The sequence below is a fragment of the Ruegeria sp. A4 genome (assembly GCF_056543025.1).
Genome location: NZ_JBQGAW010000001.1, coordinates 544,428 through 562,139, shown reverse-complemented (window position 1 = coordinate 562,139; position 17,712 = coordinate 544,428). Strand labels below are relative to the sequence as shown.

The following is a 17,712-nucleotide window of genomic DNA, read 5'->3' as shown; positions in this document are numbered from 1 at the left end:
TGAGTAGCGGGATTGAATGAGCTTGTCAAAAGGCGAAATAGAAGCAGCCGCGAAGACTGCCATTCAAATTGACGACGTTAATTTCGGTAAGAATCACATGGCCGCCAGATAGGCGGCACCTGCCATAGCCAACGCCGTAACCGCAAAGCTCAGCAGAACATCCCAATTCAGCACGAACAGGAAGCTAAAGCTCTGATACGATTTTTTCAGCGTTTTGGTCATGGCTTTTCCCTCAGACGCAAAAGCCATAACGTCAGAATGAGGCAATATTGCGGCCCAATCTTGCGCCGCGCGCCACAATTAGCAGAACAGATCGTTGCTCACTGAAAACAGCATGAGGGTGAGAATTAAGGTGATCCCTACCCCCATGAGCACCCGCAAGGCCCCATCACTGGGTGGTTTCCCTGCAATGGCTTCATAGGCGTAGAACACGAGATGCCCGCCATCCAATGCCGGGATCGGAAACAGGTTCAGCAATCCGACCGCCGTCGACAGAACCGCGATGAAGAAAATGAAGTTCTGCGCCCCCTGGCTGGCCATTGCCCCCGAGGTTTCGGCAATTCCGATCGGCCCCGAGATGTTGCAGGTGCTGATTGCCCCCGTCACCATGTGCCACATACCCGACAGCGACCCTTCGATGATACGGACCGTCTGTCTGACACCGCCGGTCAGTGAATCCAGAATACCAGCCGGTTCAGTTGCCGGCTCCAGCATCATGCCGCCGATGATCCCAATCCGCCAATGGGTGACGAAACCGCCATCCGGCTGAGGTTCATCCGTGCGTCGCGGGGCCAATGCGAATTCCAGCTCGGACCCATCCCGCCAGACGTCCAACAGCAGAACCCGGCCATCGGACCCTTCGACGAAGTCCTTCAGCTGCTCGAAGGCAAAGATCGGTTCCCCGTTCACCGCCGTGATGACATCGCCTTGTTTTAGCTGAATATCCATCGCCGCACTGCGTGGGGCCACTTGGCGGATCAGGGGTGGAAACATCCATGGTGCTTGTACATCTAGGGTTTCACCGTCCCGGTTCACCGTGTAGTCCAGAACCGGTTCCACAGGCAGCGCCTCGATAAAGTCCTGCCAGGCGCCCTCTTCATCATAGTCAGGTGTCGGGATACCGGCGATTGCGGTGATCACATCACCTTCTCTCAGTTCCTGCACAGTGCCCGGCAAGGGTTGCAACGATCCGACTGTAAGCGGCTCTTTCGATACGCCCTGTGACCAGAAAATCAGGCCAAACACCAGAATGGACATGACAAAGTTGAAGACAGGTCCGGCCGCGACCGTTGCGGCCCGTGCCCACAAAGGGGCACCGTGCATGGTGCGGCGCAGCTCTTCCGGGCTTTGGGTGGCGATGCCTTCCATCGCCTTTTCATCCTTGCCCGATGCCGCATTGGCATCGCCCAGGAACTTTACGTACCCCCCAAACGGCAGCAACGCGATCTGCCATCTGGTCCCCCGTTTGTCGACACGGCTCCAGAGAACCGGGCCAAACCCGATCGAGAACACTTCGGCATGGATACCAGACCAACGCCCCACAATGTAGTGGCCGTATTCGTGCACCGCGACGATGACCGACAATGCGATGACAAACGCGACAATCGTCCAGAGAAGATTGCCAAATTGCGGGATTAGGGAAAGTACGTCCAAAATTCTATCCTGCTCGTTCCACCACAGCGTCATCGATCCACTGACGTGCCAGATGGTCTGTTCGCTGTACGTTATCAAGGGTCATCGGGGCATCAATAAGGCTGTCTGACGCGTCGAACCTGTCGAGAACCGCGGCGACGGCATCAGCCATATCCAGAAATCCGGTCCGGCGTGCGATGAAATGATCCAGCGCACGTTCCTTCGCGGCGTTGAAAACAGCGCCCGCCAGGCCGCCACGCGCCATCACGTCTCGGGCCAGTTTCAATGCGGGATAACGTGCCAGATCCGGCGCGTTGAAACGCAACTGCCCCAGCTTTGCCAAATCAAGGCGCCGTATCGGCAATTCCCGTCTTTCGGGCCAATGCAGCGCGTAACCGATGGCGTGGCGCATATCGGGTGCCCCCATATGGGCCATCATCGCGCCATCACGATACCCGACCAGAGCGTGCACTATGGATTCCGGATGAACCAGCACTTCGATCTGATCCGGTTCGACACCGAAATATTCTTTTGTTTCTATGACTTCCAGCGCCTTGTTGAACATGGATGCACTGTCGATGGTGATACGCTGACCCATATCCCAATTCGGATGGCTGGAGGCCTGTTCAACAGTCGCGTTCACCAGTTCACTCAGGGGCCAATCTCGGAACGCCCCGCCACTGGCGGTGATGATCACACGCTCGACTGTTTCGATGTCTTCACCGACCAAAGCCTGAAACACCGCCGAATGTTCGCTGTCGACCGGCAGCAATCGCGCACCATGCCGTTTGGCCGTTTCCAGAACCAGTGATCCTGCGCAGACCAATGTCTCTTTGTTGGCCAGTGCCAGGGTCGTCCCCTGTTTCAACGCCTCGATCCCCGGCGCCAACCCGGCCGAGCCGACAATGGCCGACATGATCCAATCCGCCGGACGGGCCGCGGCCTCGACGATGGCGTGCGGGCCCGCAGCCGCCTCGACGCCACTGCCGGACAAAGCGGAACGCAGGTCATCAAGCCGGTCTTCATGAGCGGTGACGGCGACATCGGCACCGAGCCGACGCGCGTCATCCGCAAGCCTTTGAATATTGCCACCACCGGTCAAGGCCACGACGTCATACTCGGACGGTGCGCGCGAAATCAGATCAATCGTATTCTGCCCGATCGACCCGGTGGCCCCAAAAACAGATACCTTTCGCATTACATTTCACCCGGCGAATAGATCAGCCCCGCGATCAGAACGAACAGCGCGGCACCCATCATGCCATCGAACCGATCCAGAAAGCCGCCATGGCCCGGTATAAGGTTCGAACTGTCTTTGACACCGAACTTGCGCTTGACCGCGCTTTCGACAATATCACCGACCTGACTTGCCATTGAAGCCAGAACGGAAACAACGACAAAACCGAATCCAAAGCCGGCCAGGCTTGCAAAAACCGCGCCGACACATGCCGCGGCGGCCCACCCGCCGGCGGTTCCCGACCACGTTTTCTTCGGGCTGACCTTGGGCCAGAATTTCGGGCCGCCGACCGCCTTGCCCACGAAATAGCCCGCGACGTCCGTGGCGACCACGACAGCAATCAGCCAAACCATCCAGCCAAAACCGGAATTTTCCCGGATCGAAATGAAACCCAGCCCGGCCCCGACGATCCAGACCACGAACATCCCAAACAGAACCTTCGAACGACTGATCTGCCCCACGCCCACAAGCGCAGGCGCAAGTACGACCGGCAAAGTGTAAATCGGCGGCAGATGGTAGCTGAGAACCACGGTGACGCTTGTCAGAATCCCCAATTGAACAGCCACGCCGCGGGACTGCGGGTCGATCATTCGAACCAATTCCCACGTCATCAGACCACAGGCTGCGGCGATGAAGGTCTCGAACCACCACCCGCCAAGCCAGACTTCGATTGATCCGATCACGACCAGAACCGCAGCAGAAAGAACCCGTGTTGTCAGGTCAGACCATCGGCCGTCTCTCATGCCAGAACCGCTCCGAACCGTCGATCTCTGGTGCCGTAATTCTGGCACAGACGGGCCAGTTCAGCAGCAGTGAAGTCCGGCCAGAGAGTGTCGATGAATTCATATTCCGAGTAAGCCGATTGCCAAAGAAGAAAGTTTGAAATCCGCGCTTCACCGCTGGTTCGAATAACAAGGTCGGGATCAGGAAGAACACGCGTATCCAGATATTTAGGAAGAGTTTCTTCATCCACCTCTTCGGGTTTCAGCCGCCCTTCAGCCACATCCCGCGCCAGACGCTTGGTGGCGCGTGCGACCTCGTCGCGCCCACCGTAATTCAGCGCGACGGTCAAATGAACCAGATCGTTGTTCTTGGTTTCTTCTTCCAGCGAGTCCATCAACTCGATCAACTTGGAATCCAGCCGGACCCGATCCCCGATGAACCGAACGCGGATGCCATTATCCGCAAGTGTCCGGGTTTCCTTGATGATATAGCGGCGGAACAGGTTCATTAGGCCAGCCACCTCGACCTGGGTCCGCTTCCAATTTTCGGTCGAAAAAGCGAACACCGTCAGGTACTTGATCCCCAAACCTGGGCAGGCCTCGACAACCTCGCGCACGCGCCGCGCACCGGCATGGTGGCCGAACAGCCGGGGACGGCCGCGCGCCTGCGCCCAACGACCATTGCCATCCATGATGATGGCCACATGGCGCGGGCCGGACTCCAGCTCGGTTTGCGGGTCTTTTGGCATCAGTTCGGCTCAGACCTGCATGATTTCGGCTTGCTTGGTTTCGAGCGCAGCATCTACGGCCTTGATCATCTCATCCGTCATGTCCTGAACTTCACTTTCCCAAAGCTTCTGGTCATCTTCCGACATGCCGTCCGCCTTGGCCTTCTTGATCTGATCCATGCCATCGCGACGCACGTTCCGGATCGCAATGCGTGCGTTTTCCGCGTACTGACCGGCGACCTTGCTCAGCTCGCGGCGACGTTCTTCGTTCAACTCGGGTATCGGCAGCATTATGATGGTGCCGTTCAATTGCGGATTGATCCCAAGACCGCTTTCGCGGATGGCCTTTTCCACCTTACCCACCAGTGACTTGTCCCAGACGTTTACAGTGACCATTCGCGGTTCGGGCACGTTCACGGTGCCCACCTGGTTGATCGGTGTCATCGAACCGTAAGCGTCAACCATGACAGGTTCCAGCATCGAGGCCGAAGCACGCCCTGTTCGCAATGATGCAAATTCGGTTTTCAAATTGGCCATTGCGCCATCCATGCGGCGCTGCAGATCATTGGTGTCCAGTTCGAAGTCGTCAGACATTCTGCTCACTCCCCGTCTTCAGGTAATCTTTGGATGGGTCTTACGCCATCGCAATTGGGATGTATAGCAATCATGATCGGGAATTGTATCAATGGCCAGAGGTGTTGCGGCCAATTTGGGCAAACATCTTTTCCGGAACCTGGCCGAGTTTCTTCGGCCAGGTTGAGTTCATGGGTCAGCCTCAGGCGTTCGCATCCACCACGACGCGGCCCTTGACCTGACCTTTCAGAATGTCGGCGCCCAGTTGCGGCAGATCGGACAGACCAGCCGGTTGAACCATCGCCTCAAGCTTGTCCATCGGCAAATCCGTGGCGATCCGTTTCCACGCGCGCACCCTGTTGTCATAGGGCTGCATCACGCTGTCGATGCCCAAAAGGTTCACGCCGCGCAGCAGGAACGGAATCACCGTCGCAGGCAAAGCAGCCCCCCCTGCCAAACCTACCGCAGCAACAGAGCATCCGTATTTCATCTGGCCCAGAACACGTGCCAGCATGGCGCCGCCCACAGCATCAACGCAGCCCGCCCATGTTTCGCTTTCCAGAGGGCGTTTTGTGGTCTCGTTCAGGTCGTCGCGCGGCACAATGGTCGTCGCACCAAGTGATTTCAGATAGTCACCGGTTTCGGGCCGTCCGGTGACCGCGGCGACCTCATAGCCCAAATTGCCAAGAATGGCCGTGGCCACCGACCCGACACCGCCCGCGGCTCCGGTCACCAATACCGGTCCACGATCCGGGGTCAGCCCATGATCCTCCAGCGCCATGACCGCCAGCATCGCAGTAAACCCGGCAGTGCCCACAGCCATTGCCTGACGCGTTGTCAGCCCATCGGGCAGCGGCACCAGCCAATCGGCCCGCGCGTTGGCTTTTTGCGAATAGCCGCCCCAGTGTGCCTCACCAACGCGCCATCCGGTCAGAACAACCTTGTCACCGGGTTTGTAGCGGTCATCCGATGAGACCTCGACCGTGCCGGCGTAGTCAATGCCCGGGACATGCGGATAGGCCCGCACCAGCCCGCCCCCTTTCGGAGACAGGCACAGGCCGTCTTTGTAGTTCACCGTGGAATATTCGACCGCAACCGTGACATCACCATGCGGCAGATCATCCACCGACAATTGTTTGATCGAGCCGGTGGCAAGTCCGCTCTCTTCATCCTTGTCCATCACAAGTGCATTGAACATCTGTCATTCCTTTCGTGTTCAGCAACCAGCCCATGTCGTCAGCTGGTTCAAAATATCCCGAGGTCGACGCGGCAGCGTCCTTAGCATTGCTAGATCCAGAAATGCGATTGCACGGTCGCGCGGCGCATCCCGGCCGGTGTTTCCACTTCCAGTTCCGTCCCGGCATCCCAATGGCTCAGGCGCACCATACCGATCGCCACATTGGTTTCAAAATCCGGAGACCAGGCCGCCGATGTCACCTGCCCCACGCGCTTGCCGCTTGCAAACAGGTCCCAGGAACGATCGCAGCCCGGTACAGGCTCACCGGCGATGGCGATTGGCCGGATTTGCTGCACCGGCCCTTCCTTGGCGACACGCAACAGGGCATCCCGACCGATACAGCCAATCGCGGTATGCGTGTTGCAGAACTTTCCCAGACCGCATTCATGCGGGGTATTGTCGTCGGTCATGTCGTTCCCATAGGACAACAGCCCGCCTTCAATGCGTTCGATCAGGTTTGGGCAGCCCGCGCGCACGTTCAGGTCCTCGCCGGCGGCAAACAGGGTGTTCCACAAAGGCATGCCGATATCGCCACCTTCCACGTATATCTCGAAACCACCCTGTTTCGAATAACCGGATCGCGCGACGGCCAGATCGCGCCCCTCGAACTCGAACATGTCGAATTTGAAGAAACGGATATCGCGCACTCGGTCCCCGAAGACACGCGCCATCAGCTCGTCCGCCTTCGGGCCCTGAACGGCAAGCGGCGACACGTCCGGTTCATCCACCAGCACATCCAGACGGTACCCAACGGCGATCCCTTTGACCCACAGCAACAGATCGCTGTCGGCAATCGAGATCCACCAGCGGTCTTCGGACAGCTTCACCGCCACCGGGTCGTTCAGCATGCCGCCGGTTTCGTCAACGATCGGCACATAGAAACATTGCCCCGGCAGCATTCCGCGCAGATCGCGCGGGGTCAGCATCTGCATCAGACGCGCAGCATCAGGGCCGCGCAATTCAACCTGCCGCTCGCACGACACATCCCAGACCTGCACATGGGTCTTCAGATGTCGGTAATCGGCTTCAACACTTTCAAAAACCGTCGGCAACAACATGCGGTTGTAAACCGTATAGCCCTTGACCCCGGCAGCTTCGACTCCTTCAGAGAACGGAGTGCGCCGCAAGCGGCGTGAGGCGGAAATCTGCGGCATTCATACCTCCTGCGGCATAAAGACGATATCACTGACAGGCGCTTCCGAGCCCGTCTCGGTCAGCATTTTGTGCACTTGTCCCCTGTGATGGGTCTGATGATTGAAGAAATGGATCACGCACAGCGCGTAAGGCATTGTGACATCTGCCTCTTTTGCGGCGGAATACCACGTGAACGATCCGGTCAGCGGATCATCCCCCAGCCCTTCTGCCCAGTTCAGGATACGCGCATCGATCTTTTCGCGTAACGCCAACCAGCTTGGCAGATCCGGGCACAGGTATACGCTTTCATGGATACCTCCGCCTGCCTTGTGAATATTGCCATCTGGCCCGTCGCGCTTTTCGAAACGCGACATCCACATCCAATCGCCCCACAGCAGATGGTTCACCGTGCCCAAAATCGAGCCAAAGAACGCCCCGCGTTCAAGGGTCAGCTCCTTCGGTGTCAGAGATTGCAAAAACTCTGCCAACTGTTTGTTCTGCCAGCGATTGTAACGCGCCATTTCCTGCGCATACCCACCCGTGATCATCATTTGGGCCCGTGCCAGTCGATCGGGCAGATTTCAGCGGACTTGCCGCCAAAGTCCCAGACCCGGCCATAGTCGCGCACCTTCGATTTGGTGCCACGCGCCACGATGATGTCAGGTCCCATCCAGTATTTGGAATTTGAGACCATCACCGGATGCTCCGGGTCCTTGCCCGCAAGCATCTCGATCTCTCCCTGGATTTTGCGACCAATCGCGATCCGACGTTTGTTTCCGTCGCGCTCAATCTGGACCGGCGCCCGTTCCGCCCCAATGATCTCGCTGACCAGCATGGTAAACAGACCGGTCGTGCCGCCCGCCTGACCGCTGAAGATTTGCAACAAACCGTTATAAGCCTTGCCGCTTGCGCGCTCGTCAACATAAGCGGCGACTTTCCACTGGCCTTCACCCATCCGGCCCGGAATATCGACCAGCAACCCGACATTCAGGCCCGACAGATCCTCGCCTTCATAGTGGCCTTCATCAACGATGATACCCATCCACGCATGGCAGTGACCCTCCGTGGGGGGATGTGCGCCCAGTGACACCACGCAGGGGCAGAACACGTCGCATGAACAGTTCAGGATCAGCTCGCCCCTGATGGCCCATTCCGTCGGGCTCATCTCTCGCCGCTTGGGATTGGGCATGCGGCTGTCGATGCGCTGGCTGACGGGCAGCCGGTCGGCGTCTGGTTTTCTGTTTTTAGCCATTGGCTTATCCTCCGTAGCTAATTGGATACACGAGCAGGACAAGACCGCCCGCAATCAACACAAACCCCATTGGACGGGTCACGGCGTGCCCGATCTGAGGAAGTTTCTCCAAAACCATGAACAGGGTCGCGAGCCCCATCCACAACAGGCTCATGACACCGCCGACAAAGCCAAGTGCCATGAAGCCCCAGCAACAGCCGACGCAAAAGGCGCCAAGACCCAGGCCCATGCGCACGCCACCTGCAAAACCGGTTCTCCAATGTCCCAGGAAATAGGTCATCGGGGCATGGCAGACACCGTGGCACACCTCTTTGGCGCGGGAAAACTGAAAGGCGCCCACGGCAATCATCAAGCCGCCCGCGACCCATCCGGATTTGGCAATTCCCAGCATATCGACAACACCGCCAAACAGCAGAACCAGCTGAATTCCTGCGATCACGGCCGCAAACCCGACCCAGACGATGGAATACCCGGCCAGAACCCCCAGCCAGCCGGCGCGGCTGCCATTTGCGCTGCGGATCAGGTCATCGTAACTGCGCAGGGTCGGGATCAGGGTCGGCAGCATCATGGCCGCCATCATGATCGCCCACATTGAAAACAGCGGGCCGAACTCGGCCATGGGCATGTACATATCCATGCGCGGATCCATCGCGGCCATCGCCTGCCCCATCGGCCCCGGACGGCCGATCAGATCAAGGTCCATGTCCCGGCTCATCGAGAACATGACCCACCACGCCCACAAGATCAGAACATAAAAGCCCAGCCACATTCCGCTGCGCAGCCACGTACGACTCACTTCGGCCTCCCGACTCAACTCCCTTGCTTTTCAAATGTCAGACTTTTAAATGTCAGACAAATAAAAATTTGCCCAAGGTCGTCTGAAGATGAAAACCGCGCCCCGGAAAACCGCAGACCTGTCTGCCCAGATCGCCCAGGCCATTCGGGATGCGATTGTATCGGGCGAACTGATCGTGGACGCGCGCCTGCCGTCCGAAGCCGAACTGTCGGATCAGTTCCAGGTCTCTCGCCCGACCGTGCGTGAGGCATTGAAACGGCTGGCCGCGCAATCCTTGATCCGCACGCAACGCGGCGCTTCTGGCGGAGCGTTCGTGAATCGCCTGAGCTTTGAGGATGCCTATTCTCAGCAAGTCACGACTTCGACATTGCTGCTGTCGATGAATGCGGTCAGCTTCGATACCGCATGCGAGGCGCGATATGCCCTGGAAAGGGCCTGTGCGCCTTTGTCAGCGCAGCGGCGCACGGCAGATCACCTGGCGACCATGCGGGCAGAAATATTCCGCCAGTCTCAACCGGGACTGACGGACGAAGCATTTTGCGCCTCGGACGTGACTTTCCATCGCGCGCTGGTGGATGGGGCTGGCAACCCGGTCCTGTCCTATCAGCTGGCAGGCGCCGTGGAAGCGATGCAACCGCTGATGAACATGATCACGTTTACCGCGCGATCCCGCGAAGAGATCATCGGACTGCACAGCAGAATAGTGGACGCGCTTGAGGCAAAAGACGCGGACACCGTAGACACCGCACTTATTGATCTGGAACATTACACACGACGGCTGGCCCACGACGTGGTCGAAAGCAAACGTAAACCGACCTGAGGGCCGCATTCGAAACAAGATCAGAACAAGGGGCAAAAAAGCGGGCAGATTTTTATCCGGCGCCAAGATCGGAACTTTCAATATGAATTGAAGTTCAATGACTTACGGGAGGACGTTATGAACCAAAGACCGGACCCAAGTTTTTATCCATCCGCGAAACTTGCGATGGAGGGCCCCGCTGAGACGCTTGCATTCACGCTGATGCTCAGCCCTGACTTTTCTCAACCCGACGGGCTGGCGGTTGTGAATGTCGATCCAAGCTCGGACGATTTCGGAAAGATCGTGCATCAGGTGATCATGCCCGAAAAGGGCGACGAATTTCACCATTTTGGCTGGAACGCGTGTTCTTCTTCCCTGTCGCCGCTGAGCGGTCACGCGTTTCTGGAGCGGCGCTATCTGATCATTCCGGGCATCCGGTCCAGCCGGATTTATGTCATTGACGTGAAAAACCCACTTGAGGCCAAGATTCACAAGATCATCGAACCCGAAGAAGTCTTTGCAAAGACAGGGTATTCCCGTCCGCACACGATCCATTGCGGGCCTGAGGGCATCTATGTCAGCACCCTTGGTGGCGGCGGCCCCGACGGCACAGATGGCCCTCCGGGCATATTCATCATGGATTGCGAGACCTTCGATATCATCGGGCGCTATGAGATCGAGCGCGGCGTGCAGGACAAGCATTATGATTTCTGGTGGAACCTGCCGCGTGACTACATGGTCAGTTCCGAATGGGGGCTGCCGCCGCAATTCGAAAACGGGCTGGTGGCCGAGGATCTGCTGTCCAACAAATACGGCCACCGGATCCATTTCTGGAACCTTCGGAACCGGACGAATATTCAAACCATCGATCTGGGCGAAAACCATCAGATGGCCCTGGAAATCCGCCCCGCGCATGATCCCGTAAAACAATACGGGTTCTGCGGCGTTGTCGTCGATACGACCAACCTGCAAGGTGCGATCTTCACCTGGTGGCGCAATGATGACGGCACGTTCGAAGCCAAGAAGACCATAACAATCGATCCGCAACCCGCTAATCCTGATGATCTTCCTGACCTTCTGAAGGGCTTCTCAGCCGTTCCGCCGCTGGTCACTGATATCGACCTGAGCCTGGACGACAAGTACCTCTATGTCGCGTGCTGGGGAACCGGCGAGATGCATCAATACGATGTATCCGACCCGATGAACCCAACCCTGGCAGGCAAGGTCGAGATCGGTGGAATCGTCAAAAAGACAAAGCATCCAAATGGTCAAAACTTTGGCTATGGCCCACAGATGGTCGAAATCAGCCGTGACGGCAAACGCGTCTATTGGACCAATTCGCTCTATTCCACGTGGGACGACCAGTTCTACCCCGAGGAAGGTGGTGCGGCCATGGTCAAGGCTGATGTCGGCGAGAATGGTGGTCTGACACTGGACCCGAAGTTCTGGGTAGAGTTTCCCAAGGGCTATCGCAGCCACCAGATCCGGTTGGAGGGCGGAGACTGTTCAACCGACAGCTTCTGCTATCCGTCGGTCTGAGTTGGAATTTTTGATGTCATCAACGGCTGGCCTGTGGCTGGCCGTTGTTCTGAGCGGAGCCTATCACGGCCTGAACCCAGGCATGGGCTGGCCACTGGCGGTGTCTTCGGCTTTGATGGAACAACGCCAATCCGCGCTTTGGGGTGCACTCGCGGCTTTGGCTGGCGGGCATTTCGTAGCCATGCTCGGCGTACTTCTTCCTTTTGCCCTGATGGCCGTACTGGTCGATTATCAAAATGAAATCCGCATCGGCGCGGCTCTGGTCGTGATTGGCATGGGCCTGTACATCGCGATAACCCGCCGTCATCCCCGCTTTCTTTCGCGGATCCCGCCAAGCAGGCTCGCGCTGTGGTCTTTTCTTGTGGCGCTTGCCCACGGGGCCGCCCTGATGCTGGTTCCAATCTATCTGGGCCTGTGTGCCGTGGATGAACTGGACGCGGGCCATCAAGCGATTTCTCAGATCATGACCACGAACACCCTTTTGGTTCTGGGCGTCGCCGCGCTGCATACGGCCGCCATGGTTCTGGGTGGCGGTTTTTTGGCCTATGCGGTCTATCGTTGGCTCGGACTGCAATTCCTGTCGCGCAGCTGGTTCAACCTGGAGCTCATCTGGGCCCTGAGCCTCATTCTGGTCGGTGGTCTGGGTCTCTGGTCCGCACTTGGCTGACCTTGTACTTTGTTTTGAAACGCGCTTTGTCTGCATCGAAACAAAACTGGAGCTTCCGAATGCAGGACCAATCCCGCCCAACCGAAGTGCTGCGTCAAGGCAAAATCGACGACTGGACGGCCGCCACAACCCATGCTTTCCCCCGCGAGTTGTCTGACGGCACCCTGCCCGAGAACAAGATGCGCTGGTATCTGCAACAGGATTATCAGTTCGTCGACGGTTTCGTGCGTCTTTTGGCCAGCGCCATCGCGCATGCGCCGACCCTTGCTGACAGCGTACCGGCCGCGCAGTTTCTCGCGGTGATCACAGGCCCCGAGAACACCTATTTCCTGCGCGCGATGGACGCTTTGGGCACTGAACCCAGCACCGAGCCCGCGCCCGCCACACGCGCCTTTCAGGATCTGATGGCCGAAGCCGCAGCCTCTGGCCGTTATCAGAACATGCTGGCGGTACTCGTCGTGGCGGAATGGGTTTACCTGAGCTGGGCCAGCCCGGAAAACCCGCCCAAGTACGGCTTGCCGTTCTGGTTTGCGGAATGGATCACGCTACATGCGGGCGAAGGGTTCGAAAGCGTCGTGGAATATCTGCGCAGTCAGCTGGATAACGTCTGGCCGACGCTTGATGCGGCCGAACAGGCCGAGGTCACGCGACTGTTCCATCGCGCTGTCGAACTGGAACGTGATTTCTTTGACGCCGCCTACGCGGCCTGAACCATAAGGGGGCCGGAATGGTCACAACTCTGAACGTCATCGCGGCATTGCTGACCATCGGGTTCGGCGCGTTTGGGTTCTTGGCCCCGGCCCACACCGCATCGGCCCTGGATCTGGCCCCGACCAACAGCACGATGGGGTTGTCCGAAATGCGCGCCTCGGTCGGTGGTTTGTTTGTTGTGACGGGGATCGCCGTTATCTGGCTGAACAACCCAATGGCCTATGTCATGCTGGGCATTGTCTATTCCGGTGCAGCGCTGGGCCGGTTTGTGTCGGTTGCGCTGGACAATCCCCCCTTGGCCAAGGCGTTGATCTTTGGGGGAATCGAGCTGGTTCTGGCCGTCTGGCTCATCGCTGCGAACGTCAACAAAGCCACCTAACAGATTGGAAATGTTAAAAACGGCTGAGTTCATTCTGAGTTTGCATCCACCCATCACCTCACCTATATAAGAGTCGTCCTTCGGGACTATGGACATAAACGCGCTCGTAATAAGCGGATCGGACCCGGGGGCGGTACCCGGCGGCTCCACCAACCATCCTTCGTTTGGGGATTTTGGGGCCGAAACAGGATCGACGAACGTCTAAAGGGGTTAGCTTTGTCTCGGCTGTCTGCCACCGTTACCGGCGAAAACAGTACAATTGCAAACGACAATCGTGCTCCGGTTGCAGTTGCTGCATAAGCAGTAGCAAGACCGAAACTTAAGCCCTTGCGCCTAGCCGCGTAAGGCGGGGTTCGCAGGTACCTGGCAACAGAAACCTGCATTAATCCCCTACATGTCTGAATTTATTCATCCGGCCCTACGCGGATTCAGAGTTTATTCATTCCTTTTTGCCATCTTGCCAGCACTTGGACAGGAGAACTGGGATGACGAATTCAGAGATACTCAGAAAATGGTACTCCGAAGTTTGGGAAAACGGAAACACCGAAGCAATTGATCAGTTCTTCGCACCCGAAACGATGGCCGAGGGGCTGATTCCGGAAATGCAGGTCGGTGCGGACGATTTCCGGGATCTGGTCATGGCGTTCCGCCATATTCTGGGGGACATCAAGGTCGAACTGCCCAAGATCATCGAAAATGGCGACTGGGTGTCCGCCATTCTGCATGTGCGTACTTTTCGGGCTGACAATGGCGCGCCGCTGGAAGTCACCGGCCAGGTCATGGCGCGGTTCAAGGACGAAAAGATGGTTGAAGCCTACAACCATTTTGACTTCATCTCGTTTTTTGAAGAACTGGGCCAGTTTCCATCGGACACCCTGCCCGTATGCATGACCGGGCAACGTCTGGACTGGGCTTGAACCCAAAGCAATCTTGACCCCCATGACCCTTGCGCGCTAGCAAGTGCCATGGGGTAAGATTGCGAACGCCCCGTGAGGCGACAGCCCAAGTTTCGCATGTATCCGCGGTCACAAGGAAACATGCCATGGCATCGCCCAACTCTATTTCTCCCAAACAACTCCTGCGTCTGATCGGTACTCCGAACGCGCCCGTACTGTTCGACGTCTGCCTGAATGACGATTTTGAAGAAGATCCCTATCTGATCCCCGCATCAGTCCGGCACCCGGCCACGGATCTTCGGGGGCTTTCGTGCAAGATCTCCGATCGCCCAGCCGTGATCATCTGTCAGAAAGGCAAAAAGCTGAGCCAGGGCGTTGTCTCCTGGTTGCGCAGCGAAGGGCATCAAGCCGAATATCTGGAAGGTGGAATGCAGGCCTGGCGCGACATGGCCGATGCACCACGTGTGCCCGCAGCACGCATTCCTGATCGAATTGGTGGCCATACGCTGTGGGTCACGCGTCACCGGCCAAAGATCGACAGAATCGCATGTCCCTGGCTGATACGCAGGTTTGTTGATCCCGACGCCAAGTTCCTGTTTGTGGCACCCGGCGAAGTCGAAAGCGTTGCGACTGTTTTCGGGGCGTCACCCTTTGATATCGAGAACACGTTCTGGAGCCACCGAGGCGACAATTGCACGTTTGACACCATGTTGGATGAATTCGGGCTTCACTCCCCTGCGCTGGACCGGTTGGCGACAGTCATCCGGGCGGCGGACACGAACCGACACGCGCTTGCACCCGAAGCGGCGGGATTGTTGGCGGTGTCCGTCGGGCTTTCAAGGCAGTATCGCGACGACCACGAAAACCTGAAAGCCGGGATGAACCTTTACGACGCGATGTATCGCTGGGCGCGCGATGGGTTTGACGAAAGCCACGACTGGCCCACCGGGCGAACGTCATGACACCGACACTGGCCGAGATTTTCAAGGTTTTTGGCAGGATCGGTCTGCTGTCTTTCGGCGGTCCTGCGGCTCAGATCTCCTTGATGCATCAGGAATTGGTCGAACGCCGACCCTGGCTGGATGAACAGACTTACCTGCGCGCCCTGTCTCTGTGCATGTTGCTGCCGGGCCCCGAGGCGATGCAGCTGGCAACCTATGCGGGGTGGCGTCTGCGCGGCGTTGCTGGCGGGCTGATTGCCGGCAGCTTGTTCGTTTTGCCCGGCGCGTTGGTGATTGCGGTTCTGGTCGCGCTCTATTCAGCATTTGGCGATGTTCCCTTGGTGCAGTCGGCCTTCACGGGCATCAAGGCAACCGTCATCGTCATCGTTTTGCAGGCGCTCCGCAATCTTTCGCGCAAGGCATTGAATGATCGCGAGCATCGAACAATCGCAATCCTGTCTTTCCTGTCCATTTTTCTGCTGAACCTTCCTTTTCCGGCGATCATATTCGTTGCCGCAGCCTGGGGCTACGTGACCTTCAAAGGACCCGTAGAAACTCCCACGCGAGAAGGAACACCACATCTGGCGCGGTCTCTGCGAACGATTGCTGTTTGGTTGCCCCTTTGGTTGGGCCCGCTCGTCGCTCTGAGCGTCACAGGCTATCAACTGCTGAGCGATCTGGGGTGGTTTTTTGCCCGACTCGCCGTTGTGACCTTTGGCGGCGCATATGCCGTATTAGCCTATATGACCCAAACGGTTGTCGGTCAGTACCACTGGATCAGCACGGATCAGATGATTGATGGGCTGGGGCTGGCGGAAACGACTCCGGGGCCGCTCATACTTGTCACACAGTTCGTCGCCATGCTGACCGGGCAACTGACCGGCGGGTTCACGCTGGCACTTGCAGCCGGTGCGGTTGCATTGTGGGCGACGTTCGTTCCGTGCTTTCTTTGGATTTTTCTTGCGGCCCCATATCTCGACCGTCTGGCCGCGCGTCCCCGCCTGTCTGCGGCCCTGCATGGAATCACCGCGGCCGTCGTCGGAGTGATTCTCAACCTTTCCGTGTGGTTCGCCCTGAATGTTCTTTTCGAATCGGTGTCTGAAAAATCATGGGGTCCTCTGGCAATCCCCACGCCGCAGATTTCCGCGTTGAATTTTACCGCATTCGGTCTGACTATCCTTGCTGGGGCCTTGATTTTTCGACTTAAATTAGGGATGGGAACCGTGCTTGCCCTGATGTCGATTGCCGGCCTGGCTGCACACAATATCTGATCAATCCGGTCGTACCCGCCCTTTCGTTTCCGAACAAAACCCCTATGCTGAGCATAACCACTTTTGAGGATCACACATGTCGCAAGGCATCGATTATGGAAACCTGATGCACACCGCCATGCGCGGCCTGATCAAAACAGTGCTGAAGGAAGTTTCTGAAACCGGTTTACCCGGGGCGCATCACTTTTTCATCACTTTCGACACACGTGAAGATGGTGTGGAAATCGCCGACTGGCTGCGTGAACGCTATCCCGAAGAAATGACCATCGTCATGCAGCACTGGTTCGAGAACCTCGAAGTTGGTGACCTCGGCTTTGGCATCACTTTGAACTTTGGCGATGCCCCAGAACCGCTGTACGTCCCCTATTCCGCAATCAAGACTTTCGTCGATCCTTCCGTGGAATTCGGCCTTCGCTTCGAAAGCCCGGAAGACGAAATCGAAGAAGATCAGATCATCGAAGACGACATCGAAGTCGAGGAAGAAGAAATACATCACGATGCGGATATCGTGTCGCTGGACAGCTTCCGGAAATGAACCTTCAAACCCCGCCCGGCGCGGGGTTTATCGTTTCATTAGGAAAGTCTCGACCGACCGTGATTTTTGACCATCTATGAATCGTGAAAACGCGAGGTTCAGCCCGCCTTCGGCAAGCGTGCGGTCGAATTGCTGCAACTCATATCCTCCGTCCTCGTCAATGAACAAAGAAAACACGGTCAGTGTTTCGTCGACGATGCGGCCCCATACAAATGGCTCGCCCTTCATCGGGTCCAGCGGGACTTCGTGACCAAAAACATTGCGCTTCATCGCCGCCGAAAACACATCCGGGCGGTCTGACGGAACAAAATCAATCGAGAACTTCTGTTCCTTTACGCGTCCATCCAGCTTGTATGTCGTCGTCCGCCAACTGACGTTGAAACCGTTCTTGGTCTCGACGATGGAAACGCTCATGTCGCGGGGCGTTGTCGTGCCATCCGCGTCCACGACTTCGGCTGAACCGATATAATCTCCTATGAACGGTGTAATGTCTGCCGCGCGAGCCGCTGCGCTCAGAACCGACAGCCACAAAGCGCAAACTGCAAGTATCGCGACTGCTTTTTCAAGCGTAAAGCGATGGAAATTTGGCATTTTGTCCTCCATGGCGTCTATTGCTCCATTGTAGCCCAGAGGTATCGGCAAACAATGCACATTCCCCGCCAA

The 17,712-nt window shown here is 57.5% G+C and carries 21 protein-coding genes and 1 other RNA gene; 10 read left to right on the top strand and 12 right to left on the bottom strand.

What is annotated here, in order from left to right:
* Positions 1-93: 93 nt before the first annotated feature.
* The 11 genes from ACR0E2_RS02755 to ACR0E2_RS02705 all read right to left on the bottom strand — a co-directional run bounded on the left by ACR0E2_RS02755 (position 94) and on the right by ACR0E2_RS02705 (position 9,284).
* Positions 94-222 (bottom strand): hypothetical protein, encoded by a 129-nt coding sequence (locus ACR0E2_RS02755; protein WP_256367495.1) that lies wholly within the window; start codon positions 220-222, stop codon positions 94-96.
* Between the two features lie 78 nt (positions 223-300).
* Positions 301-1,653 carry an RIP metalloprotease RseP gene (gene rseP / locus ACR0E2_RS02750; protein WP_480445080.1) on the bottom strand — a complete coding sequence of 451 codons (1,353 nt, stop codon included), beginning with the start codon at positions 1,651-1,653 and terminating at the stop codon, positions 301-303.
* Positions 1,654-1,657: 4 nt separating this feature from the next.
* Positions 1,658-2,830 (bottom strand): 1-deoxy-D-xylulose-5-phosphate reductoisomerase, encoded by a 1,173-nt coding sequence (gene dxr / locus ACR0E2_RS02745; protein ID WP_480445078.1) that lies wholly within the window; start codon positions 2,828-2,830, stop codon positions 1,658-1,660.
* Positions 2,830-3,612 (bottom strand): phosphatidate cytidylyltransferase, encoded by a 783-nt coding sequence (locus ACR0E2_RS02740; RefSeq protein ID WP_480445077.1) that lies wholly within the window; start codon positions 3,610-3,612, stop codon positions 2,830-2,832. Before ACR0E2_RS02740 ends, dxr begins: the two co-directional genes overlap by 1 nt.
* On the bottom strand, positions 3,609-4,340 hold the full coding sequence (locus ACR0E2_RS02735) for an isoprenyl transferase (RefSeq protein WP_171116012.1): 732 nt from the start codon (positions 4,338-4,340) through the stop codon (positions 3,609-3,611). The genes ACR0E2_RS02740 and ACR0E2_RS02735 overlap by 4 nt, the downstream gene beginning before the upstream one ends.
* Positions 4,341-4,349: 9 nt before the next feature.
* On the bottom strand, positions 4,350-4,913 hold the full coding sequence (gene frr, locus ACR0E2_RS02730) for a ribosome recycling factor (protein ID WP_171632603.1): 564 nt from the start codon (positions 4,911-4,913) through the stop codon (positions 4,350-4,352).
* Positions 4,914-5,094: 181 nt separating this feature from the next.
* Positions 5,095-6,090: an acryloyl-CoA reductase gene (acuI, locus tag ACR0E2_RS02725; protein ID WP_480445076.1), complete on the bottom strand. Its 996-nt coding sequence runs from the start codon at positions 6,088-6,090 to the stop codon at positions 5,095-5,097.
* Positions 6,091-6,179: 89 nt separating this feature from the next.
* Positions 6,180-7,283, bottom strand: a complete 1,104-nt coding sequence (locus ACR0E2_RS02720) for a dimethylsulfoniopropionate demethylase (protein ID WP_480445074.1) — start codon at positions 7,281-7,283, stop codon at positions 6,180-6,182.
* The gene (locus ACR0E2_RS02715; protein ID WP_480445072.1) at positions 7,284-7,811 is read right to left on the bottom strand and encodes a DinB family protein; all 528 of its coding nucleotides are present in this window, start codon (positions 7,809-7,811) and stop codon (positions 7,284-7,286) included.
* Positions 7,811-8,515 carry a DUF1326 domain-containing protein gene (locus tag ACR0E2_RS02710; protein WP_480445070.1) on the bottom strand — a complete coding sequence of 235 codons (705 nt, stop codon included), beginning with the start codon at positions 8,513-8,515 and terminating at the stop codon, positions 7,811-7,813. The genes ACR0E2_RS02715 and ACR0E2_RS02710 overlap by 1 nt, the downstream gene beginning before the upstream one ends.
* A 4-nt stretch (positions 8,516-8,519) precedes the next feature.
* Positions 8,520-9,284, bottom strand: a complete 765-nt coding sequence (locus tag ACR0E2_RS02705; protein WP_171168684.1) for a DUF2182 domain-containing protein — start codon at positions 9,282-9,284, stop codon at positions 8,520-8,522.
* A 115-nt stretch (positions 9,285-9,399) separates the two neighbouring features.
* Here ACR0E2_RS02705 and ACR0E2_RS02700 point away from each other — a divergent pair, with 115 nt between their 5' ends.
* From ACR0E2_RS02700 to ACR0E2_RS02655, 10 genes are all read left to right on the top strand, one after another.
* Positions 9,400-10,131: a FadR/GntR family transcriptional regulator gene (locus ACR0E2_RS02700; protein ID WP_171231673.1), complete on the top strand. Its 732-nt coding sequence runs from the start codon at positions 9,400-9,402 to the stop codon at positions 10,129-10,131.
* A 117-nt stretch (positions 10,132-10,248) separates the two neighbouring features.
* Positions 10,249-11,649 carry a selenium-binding protein SBP56-related protein gene (locus ACR0E2_RS02695; protein WP_480445069.1) on the top strand — a complete coding sequence of 467 codons (1,401 nt, stop codon included), beginning with the start codon at positions 10,249-10,251 and terminating at the stop codon, positions 11,647-11,649.
* Between the two features lie 13 nt (positions 11,650-11,662).
* Positions 11,663-12,316 carry a hypothetical protein gene (locus ACR0E2_RS02690; RefSeq protein WP_172978476.1) on the top strand — a complete coding sequence of 218 codons (654 nt, stop codon included), beginning with the start codon at positions 11,663-11,665 and terminating at the stop codon, positions 12,314-12,316.
* A gap of 59 nt (positions 12,317-12,375) precedes the next feature.
* Complete coding sequence (locus tag ACR0E2_RS02685) at positions 12,376-13,026, top strand: TenA family protein (protein WP_480445067.1); 651 nt, start codon at positions 12,376-12,378, stop codon at positions 13,024-13,026.
* A 17-nt stretch (positions 13,027-13,043) separates the two neighbouring features.
* The gene (locus ACR0E2_RS02680) at positions 13,044-13,406 is read left to right on the top strand and encodes a DUF4345 family protein (RefSeq protein WP_480445065.1); all 363 of its coding nucleotides are present in this window, start codon (positions 13,044-13,046) and stop codon (positions 13,404-13,406) included.
* Positions 13,407-13,442: 36 nt separating this feature from the next.
* Positions 13,443-13,790: a transfer-messenger RNA gene (gene ssrA, locus ACR0E2_RS02675) on the top strand.
* 101 nt (positions 13,791-13,891) lie between these two features.
* A complete protein-coding gene (locus ACR0E2_RS02670) occupies positions 13,892-14,323 on the top strand; it encodes an ester cyclase (protein WP_170344384.1) in 432 nt (143 codons plus the stop codon).
* Positions 14,324-14,448: 125 nt separating this feature from the next.
* Entirely contained in the window at positions 14,449-15,264 is an 816-nt protein-coding gene (locus ACR0E2_RS02665) for a chromate resistance protein ChrB domain-containing protein (RefSeq protein WP_480445063.1), read from the top strand.
* The gene (chrA, locus tag ACR0E2_RS02660; protein WP_480445061.1) at positions 15,261-16,514 is read left to right on the top strand and encodes a chromate efflux transporter; all 1,254 of its coding nucleotides are present in this window, start codon (positions 15,261-15,263) and stop codon (positions 16,512-16,514) included. The genes ACR0E2_RS02665 and chrA overlap by 4 nt, the downstream gene beginning before the upstream one ends.
* A 76-nt stretch (positions 16,515-16,590) precedes the next feature.
* Positions 16,591-17,049 (top strand): SspB family protein, encoded by a 459-nt coding sequence (locus ACR0E2_RS02655; RefSeq protein WP_152457909.1) that lies wholly within the window; start codon positions 16,591-16,593, stop codon positions 17,047-17,049.
* Between the two features lie 27 nt (positions 17,050-17,076).
* Here the strand turns inward: ACR0E2_RS02655 and ACR0E2_RS02650 are convergent, their stop codons facing one another.
* Positions 17,077-17,640 (bottom strand): hypothetical protein, encoded by a 564-nt coding sequence (locus ACR0E2_RS02650; protein ID WP_171328498.1) that lies wholly within the window; start codon positions 17,638-17,640, stop codon positions 17,077-17,079.
* Between the last annotated feature and the right edge of the window lie 72 nt (positions 17,641-17,712).